General features: G+C 62.5%; 24 protein-coding genes. 12 read left to right on the forward strand and 12 right to left on the reverse strand.

Annotated features, from left to right (window positions below; genetic code table 11):
* Nucleotides 1–675, forward strand: a 675-nt coding sequence (locus tag WBR57_RS14525; RefSeq protein WP_424084408.1) for a Tim44 domain-containing protein, incomplete at its 5' end; no start/stop codon positions are given.
* A gap of 136 nt (nucleotides 676–811) precedes the next feature.
* Complete coding sequence (locus WBR57_RS14530; protein ID WP_424084409.1) at nucleotides 812–1,219, forward strand: SMI1/KNR4 family protein; 408 nt, start codon at nucleotides 812–814, stop codon at nucleotides 1,217–1,219.
* A gap of 17 nt (nucleotides 1,220–1,236) precedes the next feature.
* Here WBR57_RS14530 and WBR57_RS14535 read toward each other — a convergent pair whose 3' ends face one another.
* A complete protein-coding gene (locus WBR57_RS14535; protein WP_424084410.1) occupies nucleotides 1,237–3,000 on the reverse strand; it encodes a cation:proton antiporter in 1,764 nt (587 codons plus the stop codon).
* 292 nt (nucleotides 3,001–3,292) lie between these two features.
* Here WBR57_RS14535 and WBR57_RS14540 point away from each other — a divergent pair, with 292 nt between their 5' ends.
* Nucleotides 3,293–3,778 (forward strand): acyl-CoA thioesterase, encoded by a 486-nt coding sequence (locus WBR57_RS14540; RefSeq protein WP_424084411.1) that lies wholly within the window; start codon nucleotides 3,293–3,295, stop codon nucleotides 3,776–3,778.
* Between the two features lie 3 nt (nucleotides 3,779–3,781).
* Here WBR57_RS14540 and WBR57_RS14545 read toward each other — a convergent pair whose 3' ends face one another.
* Together WBR57_RS14545 and pdxY are read right to left on the reverse strand one after the other, a co-directional pair.
* Complete coding sequence (locus WBR57_RS14545) at nucleotides 3,782–4,297, reverse strand: hypothetical protein (protein ID WP_424084412.1); 516 nt, start codon at nucleotides 4,295–4,297, stop codon at nucleotides 3,782–3,784.
* A 79-nt stretch (nucleotides 4,298–4,376) separates the two neighbouring features.
* A complete protein-coding gene (pdxY, locus tag WBR57_RS14550) occupies nucleotides 4,377–5,249 on the reverse strand; it encodes a pyridoxal kinase PdxY (RefSeq protein ID WP_424084413.1) in 873 nt (290 codons plus the stop codon).
* Between the two features lie 117 nt (nucleotides 5,250–5,366).
* On the opposite strand from pdxY, the gene WBR57_RS14555 reads away from it, so the two are divergent.
* Nucleotides 5,367–5,762 (forward strand): DUF3301 domain-containing protein, encoded by a 396-nt coding sequence (locus WBR57_RS14555; RefSeq protein ID WP_122716332.1) that lies wholly within the window; start codon nucleotides 5,367–5,369, stop codon nucleotides 5,760–5,762.
* On the opposite strand, the gene WBR57_RS14560 is transcribed toward WBR57_RS14555, so the two are convergent.
* Genes WBR57_RS14560 through zigA form a run of 3 tightly spaced genes read right to left on the reverse strand, consistent with a single transcriptional unit; the run spans nucleotide 5,756 to nucleotide 8,615 of the window.
* Nucleotides 5,756–6,718: a CobW family GTP-binding protein gene (locus WBR57_RS14560; RefSeq protein ID WP_424084414.1), complete on the reverse strand. Its 963-nt coding sequence runs from the start codon at nucleotides 6,716–6,718 to the stop codon at nucleotides 5,756–5,758. The two genes, WBR57_RS14555 and WBR57_RS14560, sit on opposite strands and share 7 nt — an antisense overlap.
* Before the next feature lie 44 nt (nucleotides 6,719–6,762).
* Nucleotides 6,763–7,407 (reverse strand): DUF1826 domain-containing protein, encoded by a 645-nt coding sequence (locus WBR57_RS14565; RefSeq protein ID WP_424084415.1) that lies wholly within the window; start codon nucleotides 7,405–7,407, stop codon nucleotides 6,763–6,765.
* Nucleotides 7,407–8,615 (reverse strand): zinc metallochaperone GTPase ZigA, encoded by a 1,209-nt coding sequence (zigA, locus tag WBR57_RS14570; protein WP_424084416.1) that lies wholly within the window; start codon nucleotides 8,613–8,615, stop codon nucleotides 7,407–7,409. The genes WBR57_RS14565 and zigA overlap by 1 nt, the downstream gene beginning before the upstream one ends.
* A gap of 141 nt (nucleotides 8,616–8,756) precedes the next feature.
* On the opposite strand from zigA, the gene WBR57_RS14575 reads away from it, so the two are divergent.
* Nucleotides 8,757–9,125: a glutamine synthetase gene (locus WBR57_RS14575; RefSeq protein WP_424084417.1), complete on the forward strand. Its 369-nt coding sequence runs from the start codon at nucleotides 8,757–8,759 to the stop codon at nucleotides 9,123–9,125.
* On the opposite strand, the gene WBR57_RS14580 is transcribed toward WBR57_RS14575, so the two are convergent.
* Entirely contained in the window at nucleotides 9,122–10,324 is a 1,203-nt protein-coding gene (locus tag WBR57_RS14580; protein ID WP_424084418.1) for an N-acetylmuramoyl-L-alanine amidase, read from the reverse strand. The genes WBR57_RS14575 and WBR57_RS14580 overlap by 4 nt on opposite strands.
* 127 nt (nucleotides 10,325–10,451) lie before the next feature.
* Here WBR57_RS14580 and folE2 point away from each other — a divergent pair, with 127 nt between their 5' ends.
* The 6 genes from folE2 to WBR57_RS14610 are packed head-to-tail and all read left to right on the forward strand — an operon-like array spanning nucleotide 10,452 to nucleotide 15,667.
* Nucleotides 10,452–11,348 carry a GTP cyclohydrolase FolE2 gene (folE2, locus tag WBR57_RS14585; protein WP_424084419.1) on the forward strand — a complete coding sequence of 299 codons (897 nt, stop codon included), beginning with the start codon at nucleotides 10,452–10,454 and terminating at the stop codon, nucleotides 11,346–11,348.
* Complete coding sequence (locus tag WBR57_RS14590) at nucleotides 11,345–12,013, forward strand: metal ABC transporter ATP-binding protein (protein ID WP_424084420.1); 669 nt, start codon at nucleotides 11,345–11,347, stop codon at nucleotides 12,011–12,013. Before folE2 ends, WBR57_RS14590 begins: the two co-directional genes overlap by 4 nt.
* Nucleotides 12,013–12,879, forward strand: a complete 867-nt coding sequence (locus tag WBR57_RS14595) for a metal ABC transporter permease (protein WP_424084421.1) — start codon at nucleotides 12,013–12,015, stop codon at nucleotides 12,877–12,879. Before WBR57_RS14590 ends, WBR57_RS14595 begins: the two co-directional genes overlap by 1 nt.
* An 11-nt stretch (nucleotides 12,880–12,890) precedes the next feature.
* Nucleotides 12,891–13,769: a metal ABC transporter substrate-binding protein gene (locus WBR57_RS14600; protein ID WP_424084422.1), complete on the forward strand. Its 879-nt coding sequence runs from the start codon at nucleotides 12,891–12,893 to the stop codon at nucleotides 13,767–13,769.
* Complete coding sequence (locus WBR57_RS14605) at nucleotides 13,766–14,326, forward strand: DapH/DapD/GlmU-related protein (RefSeq protein WP_005792581.1); 561 nt, start codon at nucleotides 13,766–13,768, stop codon at nucleotides 14,324–14,326. The genes WBR57_RS14600 and WBR57_RS14605 overlap by 4 nt, the downstream gene beginning before the upstream one ends.
* 3 nt (nucleotides 14,327–14,329) lie before the next feature.
* Nucleotides 14,330–15,667, forward strand: a complete 1,338-nt coding sequence (locus WBR57_RS14610; protein WP_424084423.1) for a dihydroorotase — start codon at nucleotides 14,330–14,332, stop codon at nucleotides 15,665–15,667.
* Here WBR57_RS14610 and WBR57_RS14615 read toward each other — a convergent pair.
* Nucleotides 15,664–16,185 (reverse strand): DUF3617 domain-containing protein, encoded by a 522-nt coding sequence (locus WBR57_RS14615; protein WP_424084424.1) that lies wholly within the window; start codon nucleotides 16,183–16,185, stop codon nucleotides 15,664–15,666. The genes WBR57_RS14610 and WBR57_RS14615 overlap by 4 nt on opposite strands.
* 131 nt (nucleotides 16,186–16,316) lie before the next feature.
* Between WBR57_RS14615 and cls the strand changes: the two genes are divergently transcribed.
* Nucleotides 16,317–17,756, forward strand: coding sequence for a cardiolipin synthase (gene cls / locus WBR57_RS14620; RefSeq protein ID WP_424084425.1), 1,440 nt, complete (start codon nucleotides 16,317–16,319; stop codon nucleotides 17,754–17,756).
* Nucleotides 17,757–17,826: 70 nt separating this feature from the next.
* Here cls and cfaB read toward each other — a convergent pair whose 3' ends face one another.
* The 4 genes from cfaB to WBR57_RS14640 form a co-directional block, all read right to left on the reverse strand.
* Nucleotides 17,827–19,011, reverse strand: a complete 1,185-nt coding sequence (gene cfaB / locus WBR57_RS14625) for a C17 cyclopropane fatty acid synthase CfaB (protein WP_424084426.1) — start codon at nucleotides 19,009–19,011, stop codon at nucleotides 17,827–17,829.
* 113 nt (nucleotides 19,012–19,124) lie between these two features.
* On the reverse strand, nucleotides 19,125–21,011 hold the full coding sequence (locus WBR57_RS14630; protein ID WP_424084427.1) for a cation-translocating P-type ATPase: 1,887 nt from the start codon (nucleotides 21,009–21,011) through the stop codon (nucleotides 19,125–19,127).
* Nucleotides 21,008–22,042: a protease modulator HflK gene (gene hflK / locus WBR57_RS14635; protein ID WP_424084428.1), complete on the reverse strand. Its 1,035-nt coding sequence runs from the start codon at nucleotides 22,040–22,042 to the stop codon at nucleotides 21,008–21,010. Before hflK ends, WBR57_RS14630 begins: the two co-directional genes overlap by 4 nt.
* Nucleotides 22,039–22,806: SPFH domain-containing protein (locus WBR57_RS14640; protein WP_424084429.1), on the reverse strand; the 768-nt coding region annotated here is incomplete at its 5' end. The genes hflK and WBR57_RS14640, both read right to left, overlap by 4 nt.

Consider the following 22,806-nt stretch of genomic DNA (forward strand, 5'->3'; position numbering starts at 1 on the left):
GCCAAGGCCGGCGGTGCTTCGCGCTGGTTGGGCCCTCTGGCCGGCATCGCCGCCGGTGGCCTGCTCGCTTCCATGTTTATGGGCGGCGGCTTCCAGGGCATGCAGATCTTCGACATCCTGATCCTGGCGGTAATCGCCTTCGTGATCTTCCGCTTTATCGCCGCCCGTCGACGCAAGCAGCAGGAGCACATGGCTCCAGCCGGCGCGCCGATGCAACGTGAAGTGTTCGAGCAGAAACCAGCCATGGGTTCGATCTTCGGTGGTTCGGCAGCCCCGGCTGCTGCCCGCCCGGTGATCAATGCACCGGCCTGGTTCAACGAAGAGCGCTTTGTCGAAGCGGCCCGCAGCCACTTCCAGTCCCTGCAGCAGCACTGGGACGCCAATGAAATGGACAAGATCTCCGAGTTCGTGACCCCACAACTGCTGGAGTTCCTCAAGCGCGAACGCGCCGAGATCGGCGATGCGTTCCAGTCGACCTACATCGACGACCTGCGCGTCCAGCTGGAAGGTGTGGATGATCGCGCCGACAAGACCATTGCAACTTTGACCTTCAGCGGCGTGTCGAAAACTTCGCGTTTCGACCAGGGTGAAGTGTTCAGCGAAAGCTGGAACATGGAACGTGCCCAAGGCGACAACCAGCCATGGTTGGTCGCCGGTATCCGCCAGAACGGCTGATAGCTGCGCGTTTGAGCAGTTGGTAATAAAAACCCCGGACATGTTCCGGGGTTTTCTATTTCACGGTTGCACTTATAGCGAGCTACTGTATAAAACGCCCCTATAAACCGCGCCATCTAGCAAGAGGATCCCGGCCGTGGAAGAAGTCATCGAACAATTGCGTGAAGCCAACGAACCGGTCCCGGTTCCTCTGGAACTGCCTGACGAAGACCAACTGGTGGAAGTCGAGGAACAGCTGTTCATCAACATCCCGTTTGTCTTCAAGGAGTTCCTGCTGACTGTCAGCGACGTGGTCTACGGCAGCCTGGAGCCGGTGACCATCACTGATCCGGGTTCCCACACTTACCTGCCGGAAGTCGCCGCCTCGGCCTGGGATATCGGCGTGCCGCGCGAGCTGATCCCGATCTGCCAGGACGGTGACGATTACTACTGCGTCGAAGAAGACGGCACCGTGGTGCTGTGGTCGGGCGAAGAAGAACTCGTCACCGAAGAGTCCTGGGAGTCGGTCTGGCACTGGGCACGGGACGTCTGGCTGGAAAGCTGAGCCCCGCACCCAGGCCGCTAGTGCTCCGGCGTATCCTTGTGGTTATCCAGTGTCTCCAGCAAGGCGACCTGCATCCGCGTATGCACGCGGATGAACCACCGCCAGAGCACCGCCGCCACCGCCGCCGTGACCACCGCGATCAGCACCAGCAACTTGTTGGTCGGCAGAATACTGGCCGACAAGGCTGCCAAGAGCAGGAAAATCACCAGCAGCGACAAAATCGGGATCAGCTCGGCGATCACCCGTCGCACACGCTGAGTATGCCGCCCGGCCATCTCCGGCTTCACGCTCATCTCTGCCAGCAGCATCGACAGCGCCTTGAGCTTGCGGTACGCCGCAATCAAAAACGGCAGCGATAACAACAATGCCCCGCCCCAGATCAGCGCCTTCTGCCAGCTTGGATCACTGATCCAGCCCTCAAGATACCCACCGATACGCGCCGCGAAGTAACTGCCGGCAAAGAAGATCGCCACCACCAGCGCCAGGTTCACCCCGACTTGCAGGATGATCTTGCGGATCATCGACGCGAGCATCGCGCCTTCGCCCTGGGGCTGAATACTGCGCAGCCATTCCCCATACATGCCGAACACCCGGCTCATGCGCTTGGGCATCACGGCCGCAATCTTCAACGACAACGGGTCGGCGCCGCGAATCAGGTAAGGCGTGAGCAACGTGGTGATCGCCGACACCGCCACGGCGACCGGATAGAGGAAGTCGCTGGTCACCTGCAAGGTCATGCCCAACGCTGCGATGATGAAAGAAAATTCGCCAATTTGTGACAGCCCCATACCCACACGCAGTGAGGTTCGGCCATCGTTGCCGGCGATAAATGCGCCCAGGCCGCAGGACAGCATCTTGCCCAGCACCACCGCCACCGTTATCACCGCGATCGGCCAGGCGTATTGCAGCAGGATCTGTGGGTCGATCATCAAGCCGATGGCGACAAAGAAGATCGCGCTGAACATGTCGCGAACCGGTTCGATCAGACGTTCGATCTTAACCAGCTGCCGGGATTCAGCCATGATCGCGCCGATCAGGAAGGCCCCCAGCACCATGCTGTATTCCAGCTTGACCACCAGCAGGCAGAAGCCGAAACACAGGCCCAGCACGGTGATCAGCAGCATTTCGTTGCTTTCGAATTTGGCCACGTAGGCCAGCAGGCGCGGCACCAGCAAAATGCCGATCACCAGCGCGACAATCATGAACAGCGAGAGCTTGCCGACCGTGGAGAACACCTCGCCGGAGCTGACCGTGCCACTGACGGCAATGCTCGACAGCAAGGCGATGATGCCGATACCCAGAATGTCTTCGACAATCAGCACGCCAAAAATCAGCTGGGCGAAACGCTGGTTTTTCATCTTCAGGTCATTGAGCGCCTTGACGATGATGGTGGTCGAGGAAATCGCCAGGATCGCGCCGAGGAACAGCGAGTCCATGGTGTTCCAGTCGAACCAGCGGCCGATTTCGTAGCCGATCCAGATCATCAGGATGATTTCCAGGAAGGCGGCGATAAACGCTGTGGCGCCGACCTTGAACAGCTTGCGCAGGCTGAACTCCAGGCCCAGGCAGAACATCAGAAAAATCACCCCCAATTCGGCGAGCGTCTTGATGGTGTCTTCGTCGTGAATCAGGCCGAATGGCGGGGTGTGGGGGCCGATAATGAAGCCGGCGACGATATACCCCAGCACCACGGGTTGCTTGAGGCGGTGAAACAGGATGGTGACAACCCCGGCCACCAACATGATCACGGCCAGGTCCTGGATAAAGCTGATGGCGTGCATGGCGAGGGGCTCCTTGAGGGTACTGGCGCTTTTCCCACTTCCGCCCGCGCCCTGGAACGGTCGCAAAGAACGAAAGGAAAAGTCTGCCTTGATCGTAAGAAATGCCCTGAGACGGGCGTTTGAAGGTTAACACCGCGACTTCCAGCTGAAAGCCGGTGCAATATATGGAAACAGATCCGCGCGCGCGTGACGGCAAGCCGTCCGCCGGCGTCCCGTTAGGGATGGCCCTGCAAAGACTTCAGCACCCGCAGAGGTGCCTCCCCCACCAATGCCTACAACCCGTGAGTGTGCTATGGAACCCGGAAACGCCCAGCTGTCGATGACGGTATTGATGACCCCAGACATGGCCAACTTCTCAGGCAATGTCCACGGCGGCACCCTGCTCAAGTACCTCGACGAAGTCGCCTACGCGTGCGCGAGCCGTTATGCCGGCCGTTATGTCGTCACGTTGTCGGTCGACCAGGTGATTTTTCGCGAGCCGATCCATGTCGGCGAGCTGGTGACTTTCCTCGCGTCGGTCAACTACACCGGCAATACGTCGATGGAAGTCGGCATCAAGGTGGTGACCGAGAACATCCGCGAGCGCTCGGTCCGCCATACCAACAGCTGCTTCTTCACCATGGTGGCCGTGGACGACCAGCGCAAACCCGCCGCCGTGCCACCGCTGCAACCGCATAACAGTGAAGACAAGCGCCGGTTCGTGCAGGCGCAGCAGCGCCGGCAGATCCGTCAGGAGCTGGAGAAGCGTTACCAGGAAATCAAGGCCGAAGCGCCGTAAGGTTTATTCTTGCGCGCAAAGAGGAAAGCGAGCGCACACGTCGAAGCGCTGATCCAGCTGGATCATGCGCTTCACGTGATTTTCGATGTTTTCTCTGCCGACGGACTCATTGGCGTCACGGTAGTACTGCTCCATGACACTTGAAGGTACGCCAGGACTGCCTGTTTCCCGCAGGTACACACGCAACTGCTGCTGGAGTAACTCAAGCGCGCGCTCCTGACGCGTCAGGATGTCGCCACGCAGCAACTGGTAGTTCTGTCGATACTGGTCCCAGTAATCCTGCGGCAGAGTCAATGTCCCCATCAAAAGCTTGCGGTCGGCGACGAACTCGTCCAGCAGTTGCGGCGACATCGGCTCGCGATCAACCGGCTGCGGCTCACGGCGCTTGATCGTCTGCACACTGGCCTCAATGGCTTGGTCAATCAAGGCTGCGCGGTGCGGGTTATCACCTTCGGGGTTGCAACCACCCAGCAGCAATGCCAAGCCCAGCGCAGCAAACCGCCAAGACGTACGCAACATGATCTTCCTCACTGAGCACAAGGGGCCAAAAACCCGCGAGCCTAGGGGCGCCCCTGGCGGTGCTCAATCGGACTAATCCTCAAAAGCTGATCGGTGTCGCCTCGAAACGCACGCGAGGATGAGCAATCCGGTCCTGAGCGCGCACCAGCTCCAGCTCGTAACTGGCGCAGGCCTGGGTTTCGAGTAGCACTTCGTGCACGGCTGCCGCGGTAAACTCGAAGGCTGCCAGCAGACTGTCCCCCAACAGCACCCGCGCCAGGAACAACCCCGAGGTCAGGTCGCCCACGCCCACTGGTTGACGCGGGAACGCCAGCAGTGGTCGACGCAAGTGCCAGCTGCCATCGGCGGTCACCAGCAACATTTCGAAGCCATCCGCCAGCTTGCCCGGGTAATCCAGATGCTTGACCAATACCGCCTTGGGTCCGCGCGCCAGCAACGCCTTGGCCATCGCCAGGCAGTCGAACAGCGATTGCGGCTTGCGCCCGGCAAAACTGTCCAGCTCCAGCTGGTTGGGGCAGAGGAAATCGGCCATGGCCGCCGCCTCCTCCAACAGGAAATCACTGACCTCCTGGGGCACGATGCAGCCTTTTTCCGGGTGGCCCATCACCGGGTCGCACAGGTATAGGGCCTTGGGGTTGGTGGCCTTGATCCGCGCCACGCCGGTGAGGATCGCCCGCCCCTGGTCGGCACTGCCGAGGTAGCCGGACAGCACCGCATCGCAGTTGCCCAGCTCGCCAATCGCGGCGATGCCTTCCACCAACGCAGGAATCTGCTGCGGTGCCAACACTTCGCCTGCCCACTGGCCATACTGGGTGTGGTTGGAGAACTGCACCGTGTTGAGCGGCCAGACGTTCACCCCGACGCGCTGCATGGGGAACACGGCGGCGCTGTTTCCGGCGTGGCCGAAAACCACATGAGACTGGATCGCAAGCAGATGAGGTGTGCGTTTCATGCAGGGGATTTCCGTAAAGCCGTTGAAATTCTGGCCGCGCAGTATGCGACTAAACGCAGCCTGTACGACAGGCCAGCGACACAGTTAAGCTGCTCTCACTTTGTTGGAGTTCATCGCATGCTGACCCTGGGAAACATCTTCGTGTTGATGCTGCTGGCGACCGGCGCCGCCTGGGTATGGCATAACCACGGCCTGCGCGAGCGCGCGCTGGAGCGGGTCAAGCAGCATTGCGCCAAGCTGGATATCGAGCTGCTTGACGGTGCAGTGGCGCTCAAGCGCATCGGTTTTGTGAAGGACGCCAACGGCCGGCGGCGCTTGGCGCGCGTCTACAATTTCGAATTCACCGTGACCGGCGAGACCCGTCATCCGGGGACCATCACCCAATTTGGCGCGCACAGTGCGCAGATCGAGCTGGCGCCCTACCCGTTCGAGATCAAAACCCCGCTGCCCAGCGCCGAAGTGATCGAACTCAGCCAGTGGCGCCAGGACCACGCGACCAAGAACCGTCACTGACGGCAGGCTGCCAGAGCGGCCTGTAACGTAGCTACGTCCTGTGGCGCGTTGAAGATTAATTCAATCCGGGAATCACGCCGCCATTCGCTGGTTTGCCAGGCAAGCGGGCTGTTATCCACAGCGTTGGCGCTGACCCAGCCATCGACGCTGTGGATAACCAGCTTGGCGCGGCGCCAGTCCAGGCTTGCCAGCCAATCGCGCAGGCGCCGGGTATCGAATTGCTGGCTGGGGTGCCAGCGCCAGCCGATACTCCAGCCGCCTTCCTGGGCTTGGCTGAGGCAGATGGGCTGCGCAGGATCGGTCCAGATGGCAGGCATCTGCGCCAAGCCTTTGGGCACGTCGAGGTTATCCACAGCTGCGTTGCCCCGCGCGTTCAAGCCCGGCAAACGGCCGAGCGGCAATTGCGCCTGGCGGGTCCAATACACCGGGCAATCCGGCAACTGTCGCTCGATCGCCTGGCGCTGCGGGGCGTCCAGCCCTTCTTCCTTGTTGAGTATCAACAGCCCGGCACTGGCCAGCGCCGCCTGCTGTGCGTGCGGCAAGGGTTTGCCCGCCGCCAGGGCTTGGGCGTCCAACACCAGCACGCAAGGCTGAACCGCCAGCACACTCTGCCAGGGTGCTTCGCGCAGTTGCTTGAGCAATTGCGCCGGGTGCCCCAGGCCCGAGGGCTCGATAAACAGCCGGTCCGGTCGGGCCTTACGCAACAGGCGGCCGAGGCCGACCTGGAACGGCGCACCGTTCACACAACACAGGCAGCCGCCGGCGACTTCACCCAGGGCAATGCCGTCGTCATCCAGGGTCAGCAGCGCGGCGTCCAGGCCGATCTGCCCGAACTCGTTGATCAACACCGCCCAGCGCTCGTTGGCCGGGCGTTGGGCGAGCAGGTGCCTGATCAGGCTGGTCTTGCCGGCGCCCAAGGGCCCCGCAATCACGTGGGTGGGAATGTTCTGCAGCATAGGGGGCATCATTCGGGCCGTGTAGAACGCTTGATCCTACTCGGTTAAGCCAACCAATCCAGCGTCAGAATCAGGCGGCGCTCATCTGCCTTCAGGGCTGGCGAGCGGTGGATCAAGCCGTGGCCTTCATTGCCCTGCCATTTTGTGCCCTTGAACAAGGCCACTTCGCCGCAACCGATCTGCTCGATGCGCTGGGTGGGCTCGGCGTCGGGCTGGCTCAGTGTGCGGCGGTCCATCACACCTTCACGCAACCACTGGCTGCCGATGCCGGCATAAGTGGTGATCAGCCGTACCGGCACATGGTCCACGTGAAAACGCGGGCACATGGCCTTGTCCAACAGCCGCAAACGCAGGCCGATGCGCTTGGCGCCGAGCAGGCAGGCAAACGCGCTGACCAGCCATGACACATCGGCGATAAACCCTTCATAACCTTCAAGGTCACGACAGCTGGCGGCCAGTCCGTGCAAATTCGGTTCAGCGTCATCGCTGTCCAGCTCGACCACCAGGGACTCGGCCAAAGGCTCATTGAGCGCCACCAGCAGCGCGCCGAATTCGGCGATGTGCAGCGGCAATTGCCGCTGCCACAGCGCCAGGTTGACGCCATCTTCGAGAATATCGGAGAGGGCCAGCGGGGTTTCGCCGCGGGTTTGGCGGATTACCGGGCGCAGGGGAATCACTGGTGCGAGCATCAGGCGGCGGCCTCTTCATACCAGGCGCCAAAGGGGTCGGCCATGGCGCGCCAACCCTCAACGCCCAGGGCCATTTCCTGGTCGGTGAGCAAACAGGCGTCGAGTTCGGTACGCATCTGCGCAAAGTCGATGTTTTGCCCGATAAATACCAATTCCTGGCGGCAATCACCGGTGCTCAGCTGCCAGTTCCCCATAATCGCCGCCACGCTCTCTTCGTCCTGCGGCCACTGGTTTTTCGGCACAAAACGCCACCAGCGCCCGGCAAACCCGTGGCGCATCAAACCACCGGCCTGGGACCAACTGCCCGCGTCCTGGTGCTTGCTGGCCAGCCAGAAGAAACCCTTGGAACGCAGCAGTTTGCCGTTGACCCACGGGCGGTCGATAAAGTCGAAGAAGCGCTGCGGATGAAACGGGCGGCGCGCGCGGTAGGCAGTGGAGGCAATACCGTACTCCTCGGTCTCCGGCACATGTTCGCCACGCAGCTCCCGCAGCCAGCCCGGCGCCTGGGCCGCGCGTTCGAAGTCGAAGCGGCCGGTGTTGAGGATCTTGTCCAGCGGCACTTCGCCCATGACCATCGGGATAATTTCCGCCTGGGCATTCAAGCGTTCCAGGATCGCCATCAGTTCCTCGCGCTCATGGCTGCTGATCAGGTCAATCTTGCTGATCAGGATCACATCGGCGAACTCGATCTGCTCGATCAGCAGGTCGGTGATCGAGCGCTCGTCCTCTTCGCCAAGGGTTTCGCCCCGCGAGGCCAGGCTTTCGGCGGCCTGGTAGTCGAGCAGAAAGTTCATGCCGTCGACCACGGTGACCATGGTGTCCAGGCGTGCGATATCGGCCAGGCTTTGCTCGTTCTCGTCGCGAAAGGTGAAGGTTTCAGCCACGGGCAAGGGTTCGGAAATACCGGTGGACTCGATCAACAGGTAATCAAACCGACCTTCCTTGGCGAGTTTTCCGACCTCTTCCAGCAAGTCTTCACGCAAGGTGCAGCAAATGCAGCCGTTGCTCATCTCCACCAGTTTTTCTTCCGAGCGGTTGAGGGTGACGTCGCGCTGTACTTCGCTGCCGTCGATGTTGATTTCGCTCATGTCATTCACGATCACCGCCACCCGCAGGTTGTCGCGGTTGCGTAGAACGTAGTTGAGCAGCGTGCTTTTACCGGCACCGAGAAAGCCGGATAACACAGTAACGGGGAGACGATTGGGCATCAGGTCATTCTCATCAGGCTGCCCGGTTCAGCCAGGCTTTGTATTTATGTTATAGTATAACAATACAAATAAGCCAATCCCCCCTTGCTCGTCACGACGAAGGGCGCAATGCTTGAACACCTTCCAACCCCGAGAAACCCTATGAAATATCTGGTGTGCGCCGTGCTATTGGCAGCGGCAGGACCGGCCTGCGCGCAGGCGCCGAGCCTGTTGGCCAACTGCACGCGCAGCGCCACCCTGCTGGCGTGTGTAGACCCGCTGGGCAATGCGTACAGCGTGGCGACGGTTGGCAGTACCACGTATTTGCGCGGCTTCGAGGTGATCGGCAAACGCTACTGGGCACAGACCAACAGCCGCTACGGGCAACTGACGTTCTTTACCGGGTTGGCGTCGGACGGCGAGGCGTGGGTCGGCTACACGCGGCGGGTGGGCTGGACCACCCTGAACCGGTTTTCCAGTTCGGGCGGCGCCAGCGCCAAGTTCACTTGCAGCCGGATGACCGGCTGTTAGACCTGGCCACTCTGCTGTTCCTGCACCCAGGCCATGTAGCTGTTCATCGGCGGGTTCTTCTGGAAATACTGTTTCAACCCTTCGAACAGCCCGTCCGCAACCGCCTGTTGATGACGCGCCGTGACCAGCCGCGCGCTGTCCCGAGCGTTGGAGATAAACCCGGTTTCCACCAGGATCGACGGCACATCCGGTGACTTGAGCACCGCAAAACCGGCCTGCTCCACGCGTTTCTGATGCAGCGACGTAATCCCTTCCAGGCTGCCCAGGATCGAGCTGCCCAGTTGCAGGCTGGAGGCGATGGTGGCGTTCATCGACATGTCGAGAATCACCCCGGCGAGCATCGGGTCCTTGTCCTTGAGGTTCAGCAGGCTGGTAGCACCCAGCAGGTCGGCGCCGTTTTCGCGTTGCGCCATGAACCGCGCCGTCGCGGATGTGGCGCCGCCTTCAGACAAGGCATACACCGAAGCGCCCGACGCGGTGATCCGTGGCGCAGCGTCCGCATGCACCGAGATAAACATGTCGGCATTGTGTTTGTGGGCGATTTCCACGCGCTTGCGCAGTGGCACAAAGAAGTCGTCGTTGCGCACCAGCTTCACATCAAAACCCTTTTCGCGTTTCAAGCGTTTGGCCAACAGTTGGGCAATCGACAGCACCACGTCTTTTTCGCGCTGGCCCTTGGAGCCGACCGCGCCGGGGTCCTTGCCACCGTGGCCGGGGTCGACCACCACGATGATGTCGCGCTTGGGATGCGCCTTGTCCACCGGCGCAGCAGGCTCAGCCGCGATTTGGCGAGGTGCCTGGGTGGCGTTGCTCAGGTCCAGCACCAGGCGATGGCCCTGGCCATCCTGGGGCGGCAATAGAAAGCTGTTGAGCTGCATCGGCGCGGCCAGGTCCAGCACGATGCGCGTATCGTCCTTGCCGAAATGCCCGGAGCGGATCGCCGTAATCCCGCTGCCCTTGAGCATCAACTGCGAGAAGTCACCGCTGAGCCCGGCGCCACTCAGGTCGATGATCAGGCGGTCGGGCGCGCCCAGCGAAAAGGTTTTGTAGTGCACCGGCCCGCTCAGGTCGAACACCAACCGCAGTTTGTCGTCCGAGCGCCACAGGCGCGCATTGCGAATCTGCGTGGCCGACGCGGTGAAGGGCAAAGTGAACAGAGGGCTGGCCAGAAGCAGGTTTAGAAGCTGACGTCTGTGCATACAGATACCGCAAATGGAGGAGCGTCCCTACTCGACATGACTGAAAGAAGGCTGGCGCAGAAAAATCATCGTCGGCTCAATAGTTATAATATAACATGTCTTTTTATTTCCAACGACGGACCTGCCCATGAATGCGCTGACTCTGCCGGATATTGCCGCGCAGGCTTCACGCCAAGCCTTGCCACTCGACTGGGTGGGTATGTGCGGCATCGCCTTGCCGATCCTCATCGACGGCCAGCGCCTGAACGCCACCGCCGATGCCGGCGTGAGCCTGGACGATGGCACCGCCCGTGGCATTCATATGTCACGCCTGTACCTGGCGCTGGAAATGCTCGAGCAGCAGCCCCTTACGCCTGCACTTCTGCGCAATGTACTGCAGCGTTTTCTCCAGAGTCATGAAGATTTATCTAAGAACGCCTACCTGCGAATCCACACCGACCTGTTGCTGAAACGCCCGGCGTTGGTCAGCCCGCTGGCTGGCTGGAAAAGCTACCCGGTGAGCATTGAGGCACGCCTGGAAAACCAGATGTTCCACGTGGAACTAAAAATTGACGTTACTTATTCTTCAACCTGCCCTTGCTCTGCTGCCCTCGCCAGGCAGTTGATTCAGCAGCAATTTCTTCAAGATTTCGCTAACACGCCGTTGCAGCATGAACACGTGCTGACCTGGCTCGGCAGCGCCAACGGCATCGTCGCCACGCCCCACAGCCAGCGCAGCAGCGCGCAGGTGCGGGTTGAATTGAATGCCAGTCAGCCTACCCTGCCCTTTACCGACCTGATCGACAGCGTCGAAGCCGCCCTCGGCACTGCCGTGCAAACCGCCGTGAAACGTGCGGACGAACAAGCCTTCGCCCTGGCCAATGGGCAGAACCTGATGTTCTGCGAAGACGCCGCCCGCCGCCTGAACCTCGCCTTGAAACGCTCGGATGCCGTCAACGCCTTCCACCTCAAAGTGATCCACGCCGAAAGCCTGCACGCGCATGATGCCGTGGCTGAAAGCCGCTGGACGAGACACTCTGCATGATCACCTGCACCGCTTTGCGCTGGGGCGCCCCCGGCCACCCCCTGACCCCCGCCGTGGATTTCACCCTGGAAAAAGGCAGCCTCACGGGCATCATCGGCGCCAACGGCACTGGCAAAAGCAGCCTGCTCAAAGTCATCGCCGGCTTGCAAAAACCGCTGGCGGGAAAGGTCAGCGTGGAGGTTCCTCGCCGAGGTGGGCTGTCATTTCTGCCTCAGCAACAGCACCTGGATCGCCAGTTTCCGATCAGCCTGCAAGAGCTGGTCGCCGCCGGTTTCTGGGGCACCCAACTCAGCCCTGACCAACGCCGCGAACGCCTGCAAGCAGTCCTCAATGACTGGCGCCTCAGCGGCCTGGAACACCGCCCGTTGATGGCCTTGTCCGGCGGCGAACTGCAACGCGCCCTGTTAGCGCGCATGAGCCTGGCCGAAGCGCCGGTCTTGCTGCTCGACGAACCCCACGCCGCCCTCGACGAAGAAGGCCAGGCGCTGTGCTGGAAACATATCCACGCCTGGCACGACGCCGGCCGCACGCTGGTCGTGGTCTGCCATGACCTCGCGTCCGTACGCCAGCACACCGAGCACGTGCTGCAGATCAAAAGCAGCGGCTGCCTGTTCGGCCTGAGTAAAGAACTGATCCGCCCGCAACCGCAAATGCAGGTGGCCTGATGCATTTCGCCGCTCACCTGTGGATGCCGTTCCTCGACTTCGTGTTTATGCGCCGTGCGCTGATCGGCGGGCTGGTACTCGCCTGCAGCACCGCGCCGCTGGGGGTGTTCCTGATTCTGCGGCGCATGAGCCTGATCGGTGACGCCGTGGCCCACGGCATCCTGCCCGGCGCGGCACTGGGCTTCTGGTTCGCCGGGCTCAGCCTGCCCGCGCTGACCCTCGGCGGCCTCGGCGCCGGCTTGGGCATGGCCGGTTTGTCGGCATGGATCACCCGCCGCACCGGCCTGCGTGAAGACGCCAGCCTCGCCGCCATCTACCCCATTTCCCTGGCGGCTGGCGTATTGATCCTGGGGCTCGCCGGCAAGCGCCTGGACCTGCTGCACCTGCTGTTCGGCTCGGCCCTGGCGGTGGATGAAACCACCCTGACCGGCATGCTCTGGGTCTCCGGGTTCAGCCTGATCGCCATGGGGTTGATCTACAAACCGCTGCTGCTGGACACCCTCGACCCGCTGTTCCTGCAAACCGTCAGCCGCCTCGGCCCGTTGGCTCACGGGTTGTTCCTGACCCTGGTGGTGCTGAACCTGGTGATCGGCTTCCAGGCCATCGGCGCCCTGATGGTGGTGGGTTTGATGATGTTGCCGGCGATTGCCTCACGCTTCTGGAGCCGGCGCCTGCCGGTGTTGATCGCGGTATCGGCGGTGCTGGGATGCCTGTCGGTGTTGTTTGGATTGTTGCTGTCGTTCTACTTCTCGCTGCCCAGCGGCCCGGCGATTGTGCTGGTGGCTGGCGCGGGATACCTGCTGTCCGTGGTCTTCGGTCCGGTGCACGGGTTGCTGCGCCGCCCGCCTTCGCTGTCATCCCTATGAGGTGTTTCCCGATGCGCGCTCTACTCGTGCTGTTCAGTCTCGTGCTGTGGTTATCAACGGCGCAGGCCGCCGACAAACTCCAGGTGGTCACCAGCTTCAGTATTCTGGATGACATCACCCACCAGATCGGTGGCGATCACATCCAGATCAGCAACATGGTCGGCCCCGACGCCGACGCGCATACCTACGAGCCGAGCCCGGACGATGCCAAAGCGTTGCTCAAGGCCAAGGTCATCATCAAGAACGGCCTCGGTTTCGAGCCCTGGCTCGACCGCCTGGTGACCAGTACCGAAACCAAGGCCACCGTGGTCACCGCCAGCAAAGGCGTGATTTCCCATACCATGGAGGAAGAGGGCGAAACCATCCCTGATCCTCACGCCTGGCATAACCTGGCCAACGCCGAAATCTACGTGAACAACATCACCAAGGCGCTGGTGGCCGCCGACCCGGCCAACACCGCCGACTACCAGCGCAACAGCCAGGCGTACCTGAAGGACATCTACCGCCTGCTGGCCGAAGCCAAGACCAAGTTCGGTGCGCTGCCGGCCGGCAACCGTCGCATCGTTACCTCCCATGACGCCTTCGGTTATCTGGGCCAGGCCTATGGCATTCAGTTCCTGGCGCCGCAGGGCTTGTCCACCGAACGTGAACCTTCGGCTGCCGAAGTCGCCGCGCTGATCACCCAGATCCGCAAGGACAAGGTCAAGGCGGTGTTCATGGAAAACATCAAGGACTCGCGCCTGCTCAAGCAAATCGCTGACGAAAGCGGCGCGCAGATCGGCGGCACGCTGTACTCCGATGCCCTGGCCGCCGAAGGCCCGGCCAGCACGTTCACCGGGCTGTTCGAGTACAACCTCAACACCTTGTGCGCCGCACTGGGCAAGCCATGATCCGCAAGAACCCTTCCGGCGATCTGCCGGTCATTGCCGAATCGGCCTACGTCGACAAAACCGCGATCATCTGCGGCAAGGTGATCATCGGCGAGAACGTGTTCGTCGGCCCTTACGCGGTGATCCGCGCCGACGAAGTCGATGCCAGCGGCGCCATGGACCCGATCACCATCGGCGCCAACTCAAATATCCAGGACGGCGTGGTCATCCACTCCAAATCCGGTGCCGCCGTGACCATCGGCGAATTTACCTCCATCGCCCACCGCTCCATCGTCCACGGGCCCTGCACCGTGGGCGACCGCGTGTTCATCGGCTTCAACAGCGTGCTGTTCAACTGCGCCGTGGGCGACGGCTGCGTGGTGCGCCACAACTCGGTGGTCGACGGTCGTGACTTGCCCGCCGCGTTCTACGTGCCCTCCACCACCCGCATCGGGCCGAATACCGACCTGTCGCAATTCCCGCCGGTGAGTGTCAGCGCCTCGGAGTTTTCCGAAGACGTGGCGCGCACCAACGTCGACCTGGTGCGCGGTTACAAAGCCCTGCAAAACGAGTTCTGAACCATGAGCCGCTTGCTGATCCGCAACGCCCGCCTGGTCAACGAGGGCCAGGAATTCGACGCCGATGTATTCATCGCCAACGGCCGTATCGAGAAGATCGCCAGCAGCATCGAGAATTGCACCGCGCCCGTGGCCATCGACGCCCAGGGCCAGTGGCTGCTGCCGGGCATGATCGATGACCAAGTGCATTTCCGCGAACCCGGCGCGCCAGACAAAGGCAGTTTCTACAGCGAGTCGCGCGCAGCGGTGGCCGGTGGCATCACCAGTTTCATGGATATGCCCAACACCAACCCGGCCACATTAACCCTGGAGGCCCTGGCCGATAAAAAACGCCGCGCCGCCCTGCATTCGGTGGCCAACTACGGTTTTCACTTTGGCGTGAGCAACGACAACCTCGACACCATTGCCGCCCTCGACCCGGGCGCAGTGGCCGGGGTCAAAGTGTTCATGGGCGCTTCCACCGGCAATATGCTGGTGGACGACCCGCGGATTCTGGAGCGGCTGTTTGCCGAGGTGCCAACCATTCTGCTGGCGCATTGCGAACACACACCGAGCATCCAGGCCAACGAGCAGCGCCTGCGCGAGCGCTTTGGCGACAAGATTCCGCCCGTCGCCCACCCGCTGATCCGTGATGCCGAAGCGTGTTATCGCTCGTCGTCTTTCGCGGTGGAATTGGCCCAGCGCTTGGGTACGCGCCTGCATGTGCTGCACCTGACCAGCGCCCGCGAGCTGGAACTGTTCGAGGACAAGCCACTGGCAGACAAACGCATCACCGCGGAAGTCTGCGTGCACCACCTGCTGTTCGATGACCGCGACTACCATCGCCTCGGCCACCAGATCAAATGCAACCCGGCGATCAAGACCCGCGCCGACCGCGACGCCCTGCGCCTGGCCTTGCTGGGTAATCGTCTGGATGTGATTGGCACTGACCATGCGCCGCATACCTGGGCGCAAAAACAGCTGGGGTATCGGCAGGCGCCGTCGGGCCTACCGCTGGTGCAGCACGCGCTGCCGGCGCTGCTGGAGTTGGTGGCCTACGGGCTGCTGCCCCTGACCACCCTGGTGGCGAAAACCAGCCATCGCGTGGCCGACCTGTTTGCCATCCCGGACCGTGGTTATCTGCGTGAAGGCTATTGGGCCGACCTGGTGTTGATCAAACCCGAGCCTGCGGGCAAGCCGGTCAGCAACCAGCCGATCCTCGCGCGCTGCGGCTGGACGCCATTTGCCGAACGCAGCTTCCGGCACAGCGTGAGCACCACCCTGGTCTCCGGCCACCTGGCCTGGCACAACGGCCAGGTCGTCGACAGCTGCCAGGGTTTGCCGTTGCATTTTCTGCGTTAAGCGCGCGGCTTGACCGTACCGCAATCGTTGCCCAACCACTGCGCGTGGCTGTCCAGGCTGCCCTTCTGCTGAATGCCGGTGGCATTGAAGGTACCGTTGACGGTCGTGGTGAATTCCTTCTGGCTCTGGAAGGTCGCAACGCCGGTGCCCTGGGCTTTCGGGCAGCTGAAGCGGAATTTCCACTGGTTGCCGGTCTTGTCGGTGACTTCCTGTTTGCAGCCCGATTGTGGGTCGGTCAGAGGGATCGAGTCAGAGGCGACCTGGGCCGGTGTAAGGCATACCTGCACGCCTTTGCCGGCCATGGTGATGCCCTGTTTTTCGAGCATCGCGCGCTGCTCCGGGGTCATCTGTTGCTTGAGCTGACCGAGGATCAGCGACAGGTCCGGCAGGTCCTGGTTATCAACTTTCATATTGCTGGTGGTCAATTCCCACAAGCCCGGCGCCAGCACCTGCGCCTGTGCTGCCACCGGCAGCGACAACCCAATAACCATGGCCAAACCTAGCAGACGAGCATTCATCGGGTAACTCCTGGGGCAATTGTGGGCGTTAGACGCCGCAAAAGTGCCAGTGTTGCACGGCAAATAAAATAGCGACATTCCCCACTGAACATGGTCTGTTAGGCACTGGATTGTCTGGAGTCATGTCGTTCATGGATTTTTTTGGCCCCCACCTGCTCGCCTACTTCATTGCCTCGCTGCACTTTCTCGGCAGCCTCGCCGCGATCCACGCGGTGCTGACCGTCAGGACCGCCCAAGGCTCGATTGCCTGGGCCTTGTCGCTGATGTTCATGCCCTACCTCACGCTGATCCCCTACCTGATTTTCGGCCGCAGCACCTTTGACGCGTACATCCAGGCGCGGCGCCAGGCCAACCAGGAAATGCACACCGCCATCACCGAGCTGAACTGGCGCCCGTGGGTCGAGGAAGCCTTGGCCGCGCGCAACTCCAGCGCCTATGCGTCCTTGCGCGCCATGCCCAAACTCGGGCGCATGCCGTGCCTGGCCAACAACGAAGTGCGTTTGCTGATTAATGGCGACGCCACCTTCGGCGCGATCTTCGAGGCCATTCGCAATGCCAAGACTGCCGTACTGTTCCAGTTTTTCATCATCCACGACGATGAACTCGGTCGGCAGCTGCACGCCTTGCTGAAGGAAAAAGCCGCTGAAGGCGTGGATATTCACGTGCTCTACGACCGCATCGGCAGCCACGCCCTGCCCCATCGGTATGTGCAATCGCTGCGTGACGCGGGCGTCAAAGTCAAAGCATTCGCCACCCGCAGCGGCTGGCTCAACCGGTTCCAGGTCAACTTCCGCAACCACCGCAAGATCGTGGTGGTGGACGGCATCACCGGGTTTGTCGGCGGGCATAACGTCGGCGATGAATACCTGGGCAAAAAACCACCGCTGGCGCCGTGGCGCGATACTCACGTACAGGTCACCGGCCCGGTGGTGGCGTGCCTGCAGGAGTCGTTTGCCGAGGACTGGTTCTGGGCCGCGCGCGAGCTGCCGCCGCTGATCCTGCCGGACGCCTACCCCGAAGACGGCGTGCTCTGCCAATTACTCTCCAGCGGCCCGGCCGATCCGTATGAAACCTGCTCGCTATTTTTTGTCGAGGCGATCCATGCCGCGACCGAACGCGTGTGGATCACCAGCCCGTATTTCATCCCTGACGAAGCCGTGTTTGCCGCCCTGCGCCTCGCGGTTTTGCGCGGGGTAGACGTGCGTGTGCTGCTGCCTTCGCGGCCCGACCACCGCATCGTGTATGCCGCCTCGAGCCTGTATGCAATCGAAGCGGTACGCGCCGGGGTGCGTGTGTTCCGCTATACGCCGGGCTTTTTGCATCAGAAGGTGGTGTTGGTGGACAGCGAAATCAGCGCCATCGGCAGTGCGAATATGGACAACCGCTCGTTCCGGCTGAATTTCGAAGTGATGTTGCTGACGGTCGACGAAGCCTTCGCCAAGGAAGTCGAGCGGATGCTGCTGGACGACTTCACCCTGGCCCATGAAGTCAGCCAGGAAGAAAGCCGCGAGACCCGCCGCCTGCAACAACTGGGCATGCGCGTAGCGCGGCTTATTTCACCGATTCTCTAACAAACAACTCACAAAAAAGTAGGAGGAGGCTTGCCCCCCTCCCACATTTGATCCGCCGTATTTTTTGGATTCAGCGGTAGATATCCTCGCGCGTCCACGGCAGTTCATGGCTGCCATCGGCATGGGGTTTTACCGCCAGAATCTGGTGCAGGTTGATCCAGCCGCGGGCAAACGCATAGGCGCAACCGGCCAGGTACAGGCGCCAGATGCGCAACGCTTGCGCCGGCACCATCTTCGCCGCCGCCTCGAGATTGTCTTCCAGGCGCTCGCTCCAATGGTCCAGCGTGCGCGCGTAGTGCAGGCGCAGGCTTTCAACGTCGACCACTTCCAGGCCGACTTCACTGATTTCAGCAGTCATCATCGCCAGGTGCGGCAGCTCGCCGTTGGGGAACACATAACGTTCGATAAACTCACCGGCGCCACGGCCCACGGGGCGCCCGTCGGTATGCTTGGCGGTAATCCCATGGTTCATCACCAGACCGCCTTCACGCACCGCGCCGAACAGGGTTTTGCAGTATTGCGCCAGGTTGGCGTGGCCGACGTGCTCAAACATGCCCACGCTCACCACTTTATCGAAACGGCCGTCCTGGGGCAGGTCGCGGTAGTCCAGCAGTTGCAGGTCTACCTGGTCTTCCAGGCCCTCGGCCTTGACCCGTTCCCGGGCCAGCGCCAACTGCTCTTTGCTCAGGGTGATGCCAAACACCTTGACACCGAACTCGCGCGCCGCAAACCGCGCCAGCCCGCCCCAACCGCAGCCCACATCGAGCAAATACTCACCGGGCTGCAGGCGCAACTTGCGGCACAGGTGGCGGAATTTGTCTTGTTGAGCCTGGTCGATGGACTCGCTGCCGGTTTCGAAATAACCGCAGGAATACGCCATGTCCTGGTCCAGCCATAGCTGGTAGAACTCGTTGGACAGGTCGTAATGGTAGGAAATAGCCGCTGCGTCTGTGGCCTTGTCGTGGATCGAGCGCACCGGACGGCTGCCCTCGTCGTCATCGATCAAAGCGTGACTCAGCTCGTCACACACTCGGATCACTTCGGAAATAGAGCCTTCCAGCTCCAATTTGCCCTCGACGAAGGCTTCACCCAGCGAGTCAAGGGTGGGATGGGTCAGCCTGGACACAACCGTGGGGTCCTTCACCACGATGGTCACACTGGGCTCGGGGCCCAAGTTGAATTCATGGCCGTCCCAGAGTCGCAGACGCAGCGGTAGCTGAAGATTCTGTAAGGCCGGTGGAAGTTGCGCGAGCATGAGTAGTCCCCCCTTGTTTCAGACGTCTGCAGTGACGATAGACCATCCTAAGACAAAGTAGGAGGCTATCGATTCAATAGCCTCCTTCTATACCCCTCAAACCCGACCGAACGTCATTCCTCCAGCTTCAACAACGGCTCCTGAAAGCGCAGCAGACGCCCGGCGTTGCCCAGTACCAGCAAAGTGCTGAGGTTATGCAGCACCGCCGCAATCATCGCCCCGGCAGCGCCCAGCCAGCCAAACGCGGCAAACACTACAATTGCCAAGGTCCAGCCCAGGCCGATGACCACGTTGACCTGCAACGTGTGCCGGCACTGGCGACTCAAGCGCACGCACGTGCCCAGGCGGCGCAGGTCGCTGCCGATCAGCACCACGTCCGCCGAGGCCAACGCAATGTCCGCCCCGCCCGCGCCCATGGCCACCCCGACCACACCGGCCTTGAGCGCCAAGGAGTCGTTGATGCCATCGCCCACCACCATAGGCCGGAAGCCGTTGCTGATTTCACCCAACACGCGGTTGAGCTTGTCTTCCGGCAAGGCCTGGGCCTCGACATTGCTGATGCCCACGTCCAGCGCCAGGCTGTCGGCCACGCTTTGGCGGTCGCCGGTCAGCAGCAGTTGGCGACCCAGGCCGAGCTCGCGCAATTCTTGAAGGGCCTGGCGTGCTTCCGGCTTGACGCTGTCAGCCAGCAGCAACCAGGCGAGGAATTGCCCGTTCAACGCCAGCCCGGCAATCGGGCCGTCATGGTTCGGCACGCCAGTGGTGGCGATCCCCAGTTGCGCGAACAACTCCGGCCGCCCCAGCGCCGCCTCGCCCTGCTCGGTCTGGGCGACGACACCCAGGCCTTGGCGCTCGCGGATCTCGGTCAATGCCAGCCTCTGTTCCTGAGTCGCCAACCCCGCCAACGCGCGGCTGACCGGGTGGCTGCTGGCCGAACCAAGGCTGGCCGCCAGGTTCAGCAGCACTTGGCGGTCCGGCGCCGTGGTCTCGATGGACTGCAAACGCAGGGTGCCAAAGGTCAGGGTGCCGGTCTTGTCGACCACCAGCGAGGTCAGGTCCGCCAGCTCTTCGAGGAACGCCGAGCTGCGAATCAAAATCCCGTGGCGCGCCGCTACGGCAATCCCGGCAATTGCCGTGGCCGGCGCCGACAGCACCAACGCACACGGGCACGCCGCCACCAGCACGGCCAACATGGCCTGGGCGTCGTTGGTCGCAAACCAGGTCACCGCCGCCAGCAACAGCACCAGCACCCTGTAGCTGCCGGCGTAACGCTCCAGCAGCCGCGTGATCGGCGGCTTGGAGCGCTCGGCGTTCTGCATCAGCGCGATAACTTTGCCCAGGGTCGATTCATTGCCGGTGCGGGTCACCTCAAGGCGCAGCAAGCCGTCGAGGTTGATCGCCCCACCAAACACCTGCACACCCACGCTGGCTTCCAGCGGCACCGACTCGCCGGTGATCGGCGCCGTGTCCAGGCTGGCCTGGCCCGACAGCACCACGCCATCGGCGGGCACCCGATCACCGGCGCGCACTTCGACGATGTCGCCGGTGTTCAGCGTGCCGTTGTCCACTTCATGGATGCTGCCGTCGGCCTGCACCCTCCGCGCGTGGCTGCGGGTCAGTTTGCCGAGGGCGTGGATCGCCTCCTGGGAACCGATCACGCTGCGCTCTTCCAACACATGGCCGAAGATCATGATGATCGGCAGCAACGCGGCGGTCAGCAGGTCGCCCGTGGCCCACGCGCCGATCATCGCCAGGGCGATCAGTTGGTCGGTGATGCCATGCAGGCTGGGGAAACGCAGGCTGTACCAGGCCGAGCGCATCACCGGCACGGCCACCAGCAACGAGGCGAAACCCAGCAGCAATTGGCTCACGCCGTTCTGGTCCGGCGCCAGCCAGCGCCATACCAGCCCCAACATCAGTACACCCAGGGCCAGCATCGCCAGGGTCAGTTGCCGCGCAGCACTGCGCTGTTCGGCGGAGGTCAGCATGGGCGCGCTCATTGTTCGGCTCCCTGAATGATCAAGCGGGAGTCGTCTTTAGGGTCGACCGTCGTGACCGAACCGGCCTGGCCGAGAATCTTCGGCAAGCGTTCGCGGTACAGCCGCAGCAGCAGACCGGGGTCTTTGACCTGGGCGAGGCTGGCCACCGTGGCGGTTTGCGCCTGGGCGTTCGCCAGGCGTTCGCTGGCCTGGGCGTGGGCGACTTGCACCAGGCGGTCGGCTTGCTGGTTGGCGGTCTGGGTGAGTTTTTCCGCGTCGGTGCGCGCGTTGGCCACGGCTTTGTCGGCCTGCTGGCTGGCGGTCAGTACCGCGTTGAATGCATTCACCGCCGGGCCCGGCAGGCTTGATTGCACGTCGACGCGGGTGACTTCGATGCCCAAGCCCAAGCCGGTGGAGGTCAACGCCATCAGGTGTTTGTTAATGCCTCGCACCAAATCGCCGCGTAACCGCTCACGCCGTTCAGCCGCGCCGTTGTCGGTGCCGATCAGTTCCGGGCGTGCCACCAGGATCGTGTCCAGATCCCGCGCTGCCGCCAGGGCCACGGCGCTGCGGGTCACCAGGCGATCCAGTGCCGGCAGCACGTGTTCGCCCTGCAATACAAAGGCGTAGGGCTCGGTGACCTTGTAGAACACCCGCACATCCAGCTGCACCACCCCGGCATCGCCGGTCAGCAGGTAACCGGAGCCGGCCAGCGCATCGCTCAACGGCGCGGCAAACGTGGCAACGCGGTCGGCCTGGGTCGCCGCGTCGGAACGCAGCAGGTTTTCCACCCGGCGCTCGATCACACGGTCCGCCGCCGGCAGCAGCACCACCTGTTCGAAGGGTTGCGGCCACGCCAGCAATAGCCCGGCATTTTGAATCCGGTCCAGCGCGCCAAAGTGCAACACCACCGCGCGGTTCTGCGGGTCGATCTGGCGCACATTGGAAAACGCCCAGGCCAACGCCGCCAACACGGTCACCGCGTACAGCGCCAGGAAAGTCAGGCGCCCGGCCTGGATCCACGGGCTGTCCGGGCTGTCACGCTCGCTCATGGCTGAACGTCCTTCGGCCCGTCCACCAGCGCGCGAAACGGCGCGGCATCGGTGCGCAAGATGATCTTGGTGCCCGGCGTCACCACAGTGCCCAGGGTATCCAGCGAACGCAGCAAGTTGTACAGCTGCGGGTTGCCCGCATACGCACGGCCATAGATCTGCGCGGCTTCGACCCGCGACTGCGCTTCGATGTCGGCGGCTTTCACCGTGGCATCAGCCTGCACGATGCGTGCATCGCGCTCGGCGGCGGAGCGAATCTGCGCGGCCTCGCGCTTGCCCACAGCAGTACGTTCGGTGGCGATGGTTTCGCGCTCGGCGCGCATGCGGTCGACGGTGGCGGTGAGGGTCACCGAGGGCAACGTCAGCCGCTCGACGCCCACCTGCGCCACACGCACGCCATAGGTGGTGAGCAATTGTTGATCAATCTGCTCGCGCAGTTGCGCCTCGAACTCGGCGATACGCACTTGGCCGGCGTCGGTATTGATCAGGCTGGACAGGTCAAAACTCGCCGCCGTGGTTTCCAACGCCGAGCCGACAAAGGTGCGAATCTGCCGCGCCGCTTCATCCGGCTGGTTCTGCACCGCGCGCATAAAGCGCTGCACATTGTCGGCATCGCCCTGCACCTGCCACGCCACATAGGCCTGCACGATGATGCGCAGGCCATCGCGGGTGCCCACGTCCTGCAAGCCGCTGGAGGTGGTGCGCAGGCGCAGGTCCACCGGGATCGCCGCCTCGAACGGCGCCGGCCAGCGCCAGCCCAGGCC

Origin of the sequence: Pseudomonas sp. (assembly GCF_049590575.1) — a bacterium.
In the GTDB taxonomy this organism is placed as follows: Bacteria; Pseudomonadota; Gammaproteobacteria; order Pseudomonadales; family Pseudomonadaceae; genus Aquipseudomonas.

Coding starts and splice junctions, on each gene's coding strand:
- WBR57_RS14590 (WP_424084420.1), top strand. CDS start 11,345: ATGATCACCTGCACCGCTTTGCGCTGGGGCGCCCCCGGCCACCCCCTG.
- WBR57_RS14535 (WP_424084410.1), bottom strand. CDS start 3,000: ATGCACGCCATCAGCTTTATCCAGGACCTGGCCGTGATCATGTTGGTG.
- folE2 (WP_424084419.1), top strand. CDS start 10,452: ATGAATGCGCTGACTCTGCCGGATATTGCCGCGCAGGCTTCACGCCAA.
- WBR57_RS14580 (WP_424084418.1), bottom strand. CDS start 10,324: ATGCACAGACGTCAGCTTCTAAACCTGCTTCTGGCCAGCCCTCTGTTC.
- WBR57_RS14565 (WP_424084415.1), bottom strand. CDS start 7,407: ATGCTCGCACCAGTGATTCCCCTGCGCCCGGTAATCCGCCAAACCCGC.
- zigA (WP_424084416.1), bottom strand. CDS start 8,615: ATGCCCAATCGTCTCCCCGTTACTGTGTTATCCGGCTTTCTCGGTGCC.
- WBR57_RS14595 (WP_424084421.1), top strand. CDS start 12,013: ATGCATTTCGCCGCTCACCTGTGGATGCCGTTCCTCGACTTCGTGTTT.
- WBR57_RS14540 (WP_424084411.1), top strand. CDS start 3,293: ATGGAACCCGGAAACGCCCAGCTGTCGATGACGGTATTGATGACCCCA.
- cfaB (WP_424084426.1), bottom strand. CDS start 19,011: ATGCTCGCGCAACTTCCACCGGCCTTACAGAATCTTCAGCTACCGCTG.
- cls (WP_424084425.1), top strand. CDS start 16,317: ATGGATTTTTTTGGCCCCCACCTGCTCGCCTACTTCATTGCCTCGCTG.
- WBR57_RS14630 (WP_424084427.1), bottom strand. CDS start 21,011: ATGAGCGCGCCCATGCTGACCTCCGCCGAACAGCGCAGTGCTGCGCGG.
- pdxY (WP_424084413.1), bottom strand. CDS start 5,249: ATGAAACGCACACCTCATCTGCTTGCGATCCAGTCTCATGTGGTTTTC.
- WBR57_RS14560 (WP_424084414.1), bottom strand. CDS start 6,718: ATGCTGCAGAACATTCCCACCCACGTGATTGCGGGGCCCTTGGGCGCC.
- WBR57_RS14600 (WP_424084422.1), top strand. CDS start 12,891: ATGCGCGCTCTACTCGTGCTGTTCAGTCTCGTGCTGTGGTTATCAACG.
- WBR57_RS14555 (WP_122716332.1), top strand. CDS start 5,367: ATGCTGACCCTGGGAAACATCTTCGTGTTGATGCTGCTGGCGACCGGC.
- WBR57_RS14610 (WP_424084423.1), top strand. CDS start 14,330: ATGAGCCGCTTGCTGATCCGCAACGCCCGCCTGGTCAACGAGGGCCAG.
- WBR57_RS14605 (WP_005792581.1), top strand. CDS start 13,766: ATGATCCGCAAGAACCCTTCCGGCGATCTGCCGGTCATTGCCGAATCG.
- WBR57_RS14615 (WP_424084424.1), bottom strand. CDS start 16,185: ATGAATGCTCGTCTGCTAGGTTTGGCCATGGTTATTGGGTTGTCGCTG.
- hflK (WP_424084428.1), bottom strand. CDS start 22,042: ATGAGCGAGCGTGACAGCCCGGACAGCCCGTGGATCCAGGCCGGGCGC.
- WBR57_RS14545 (WP_424084412.1), bottom strand. CDS start 4,297: ATGTTGCGTACGTCTTGGCGGTTTGCTGCGCTGGGCTTGGCATTGCTG.
- WBR57_RS14575 (WP_424084417.1), top strand. CDS start 8,757: ATGAAATATCTGGTGTGCGCCGTGCTATTGGCAGCGGCAGGACCGGCC.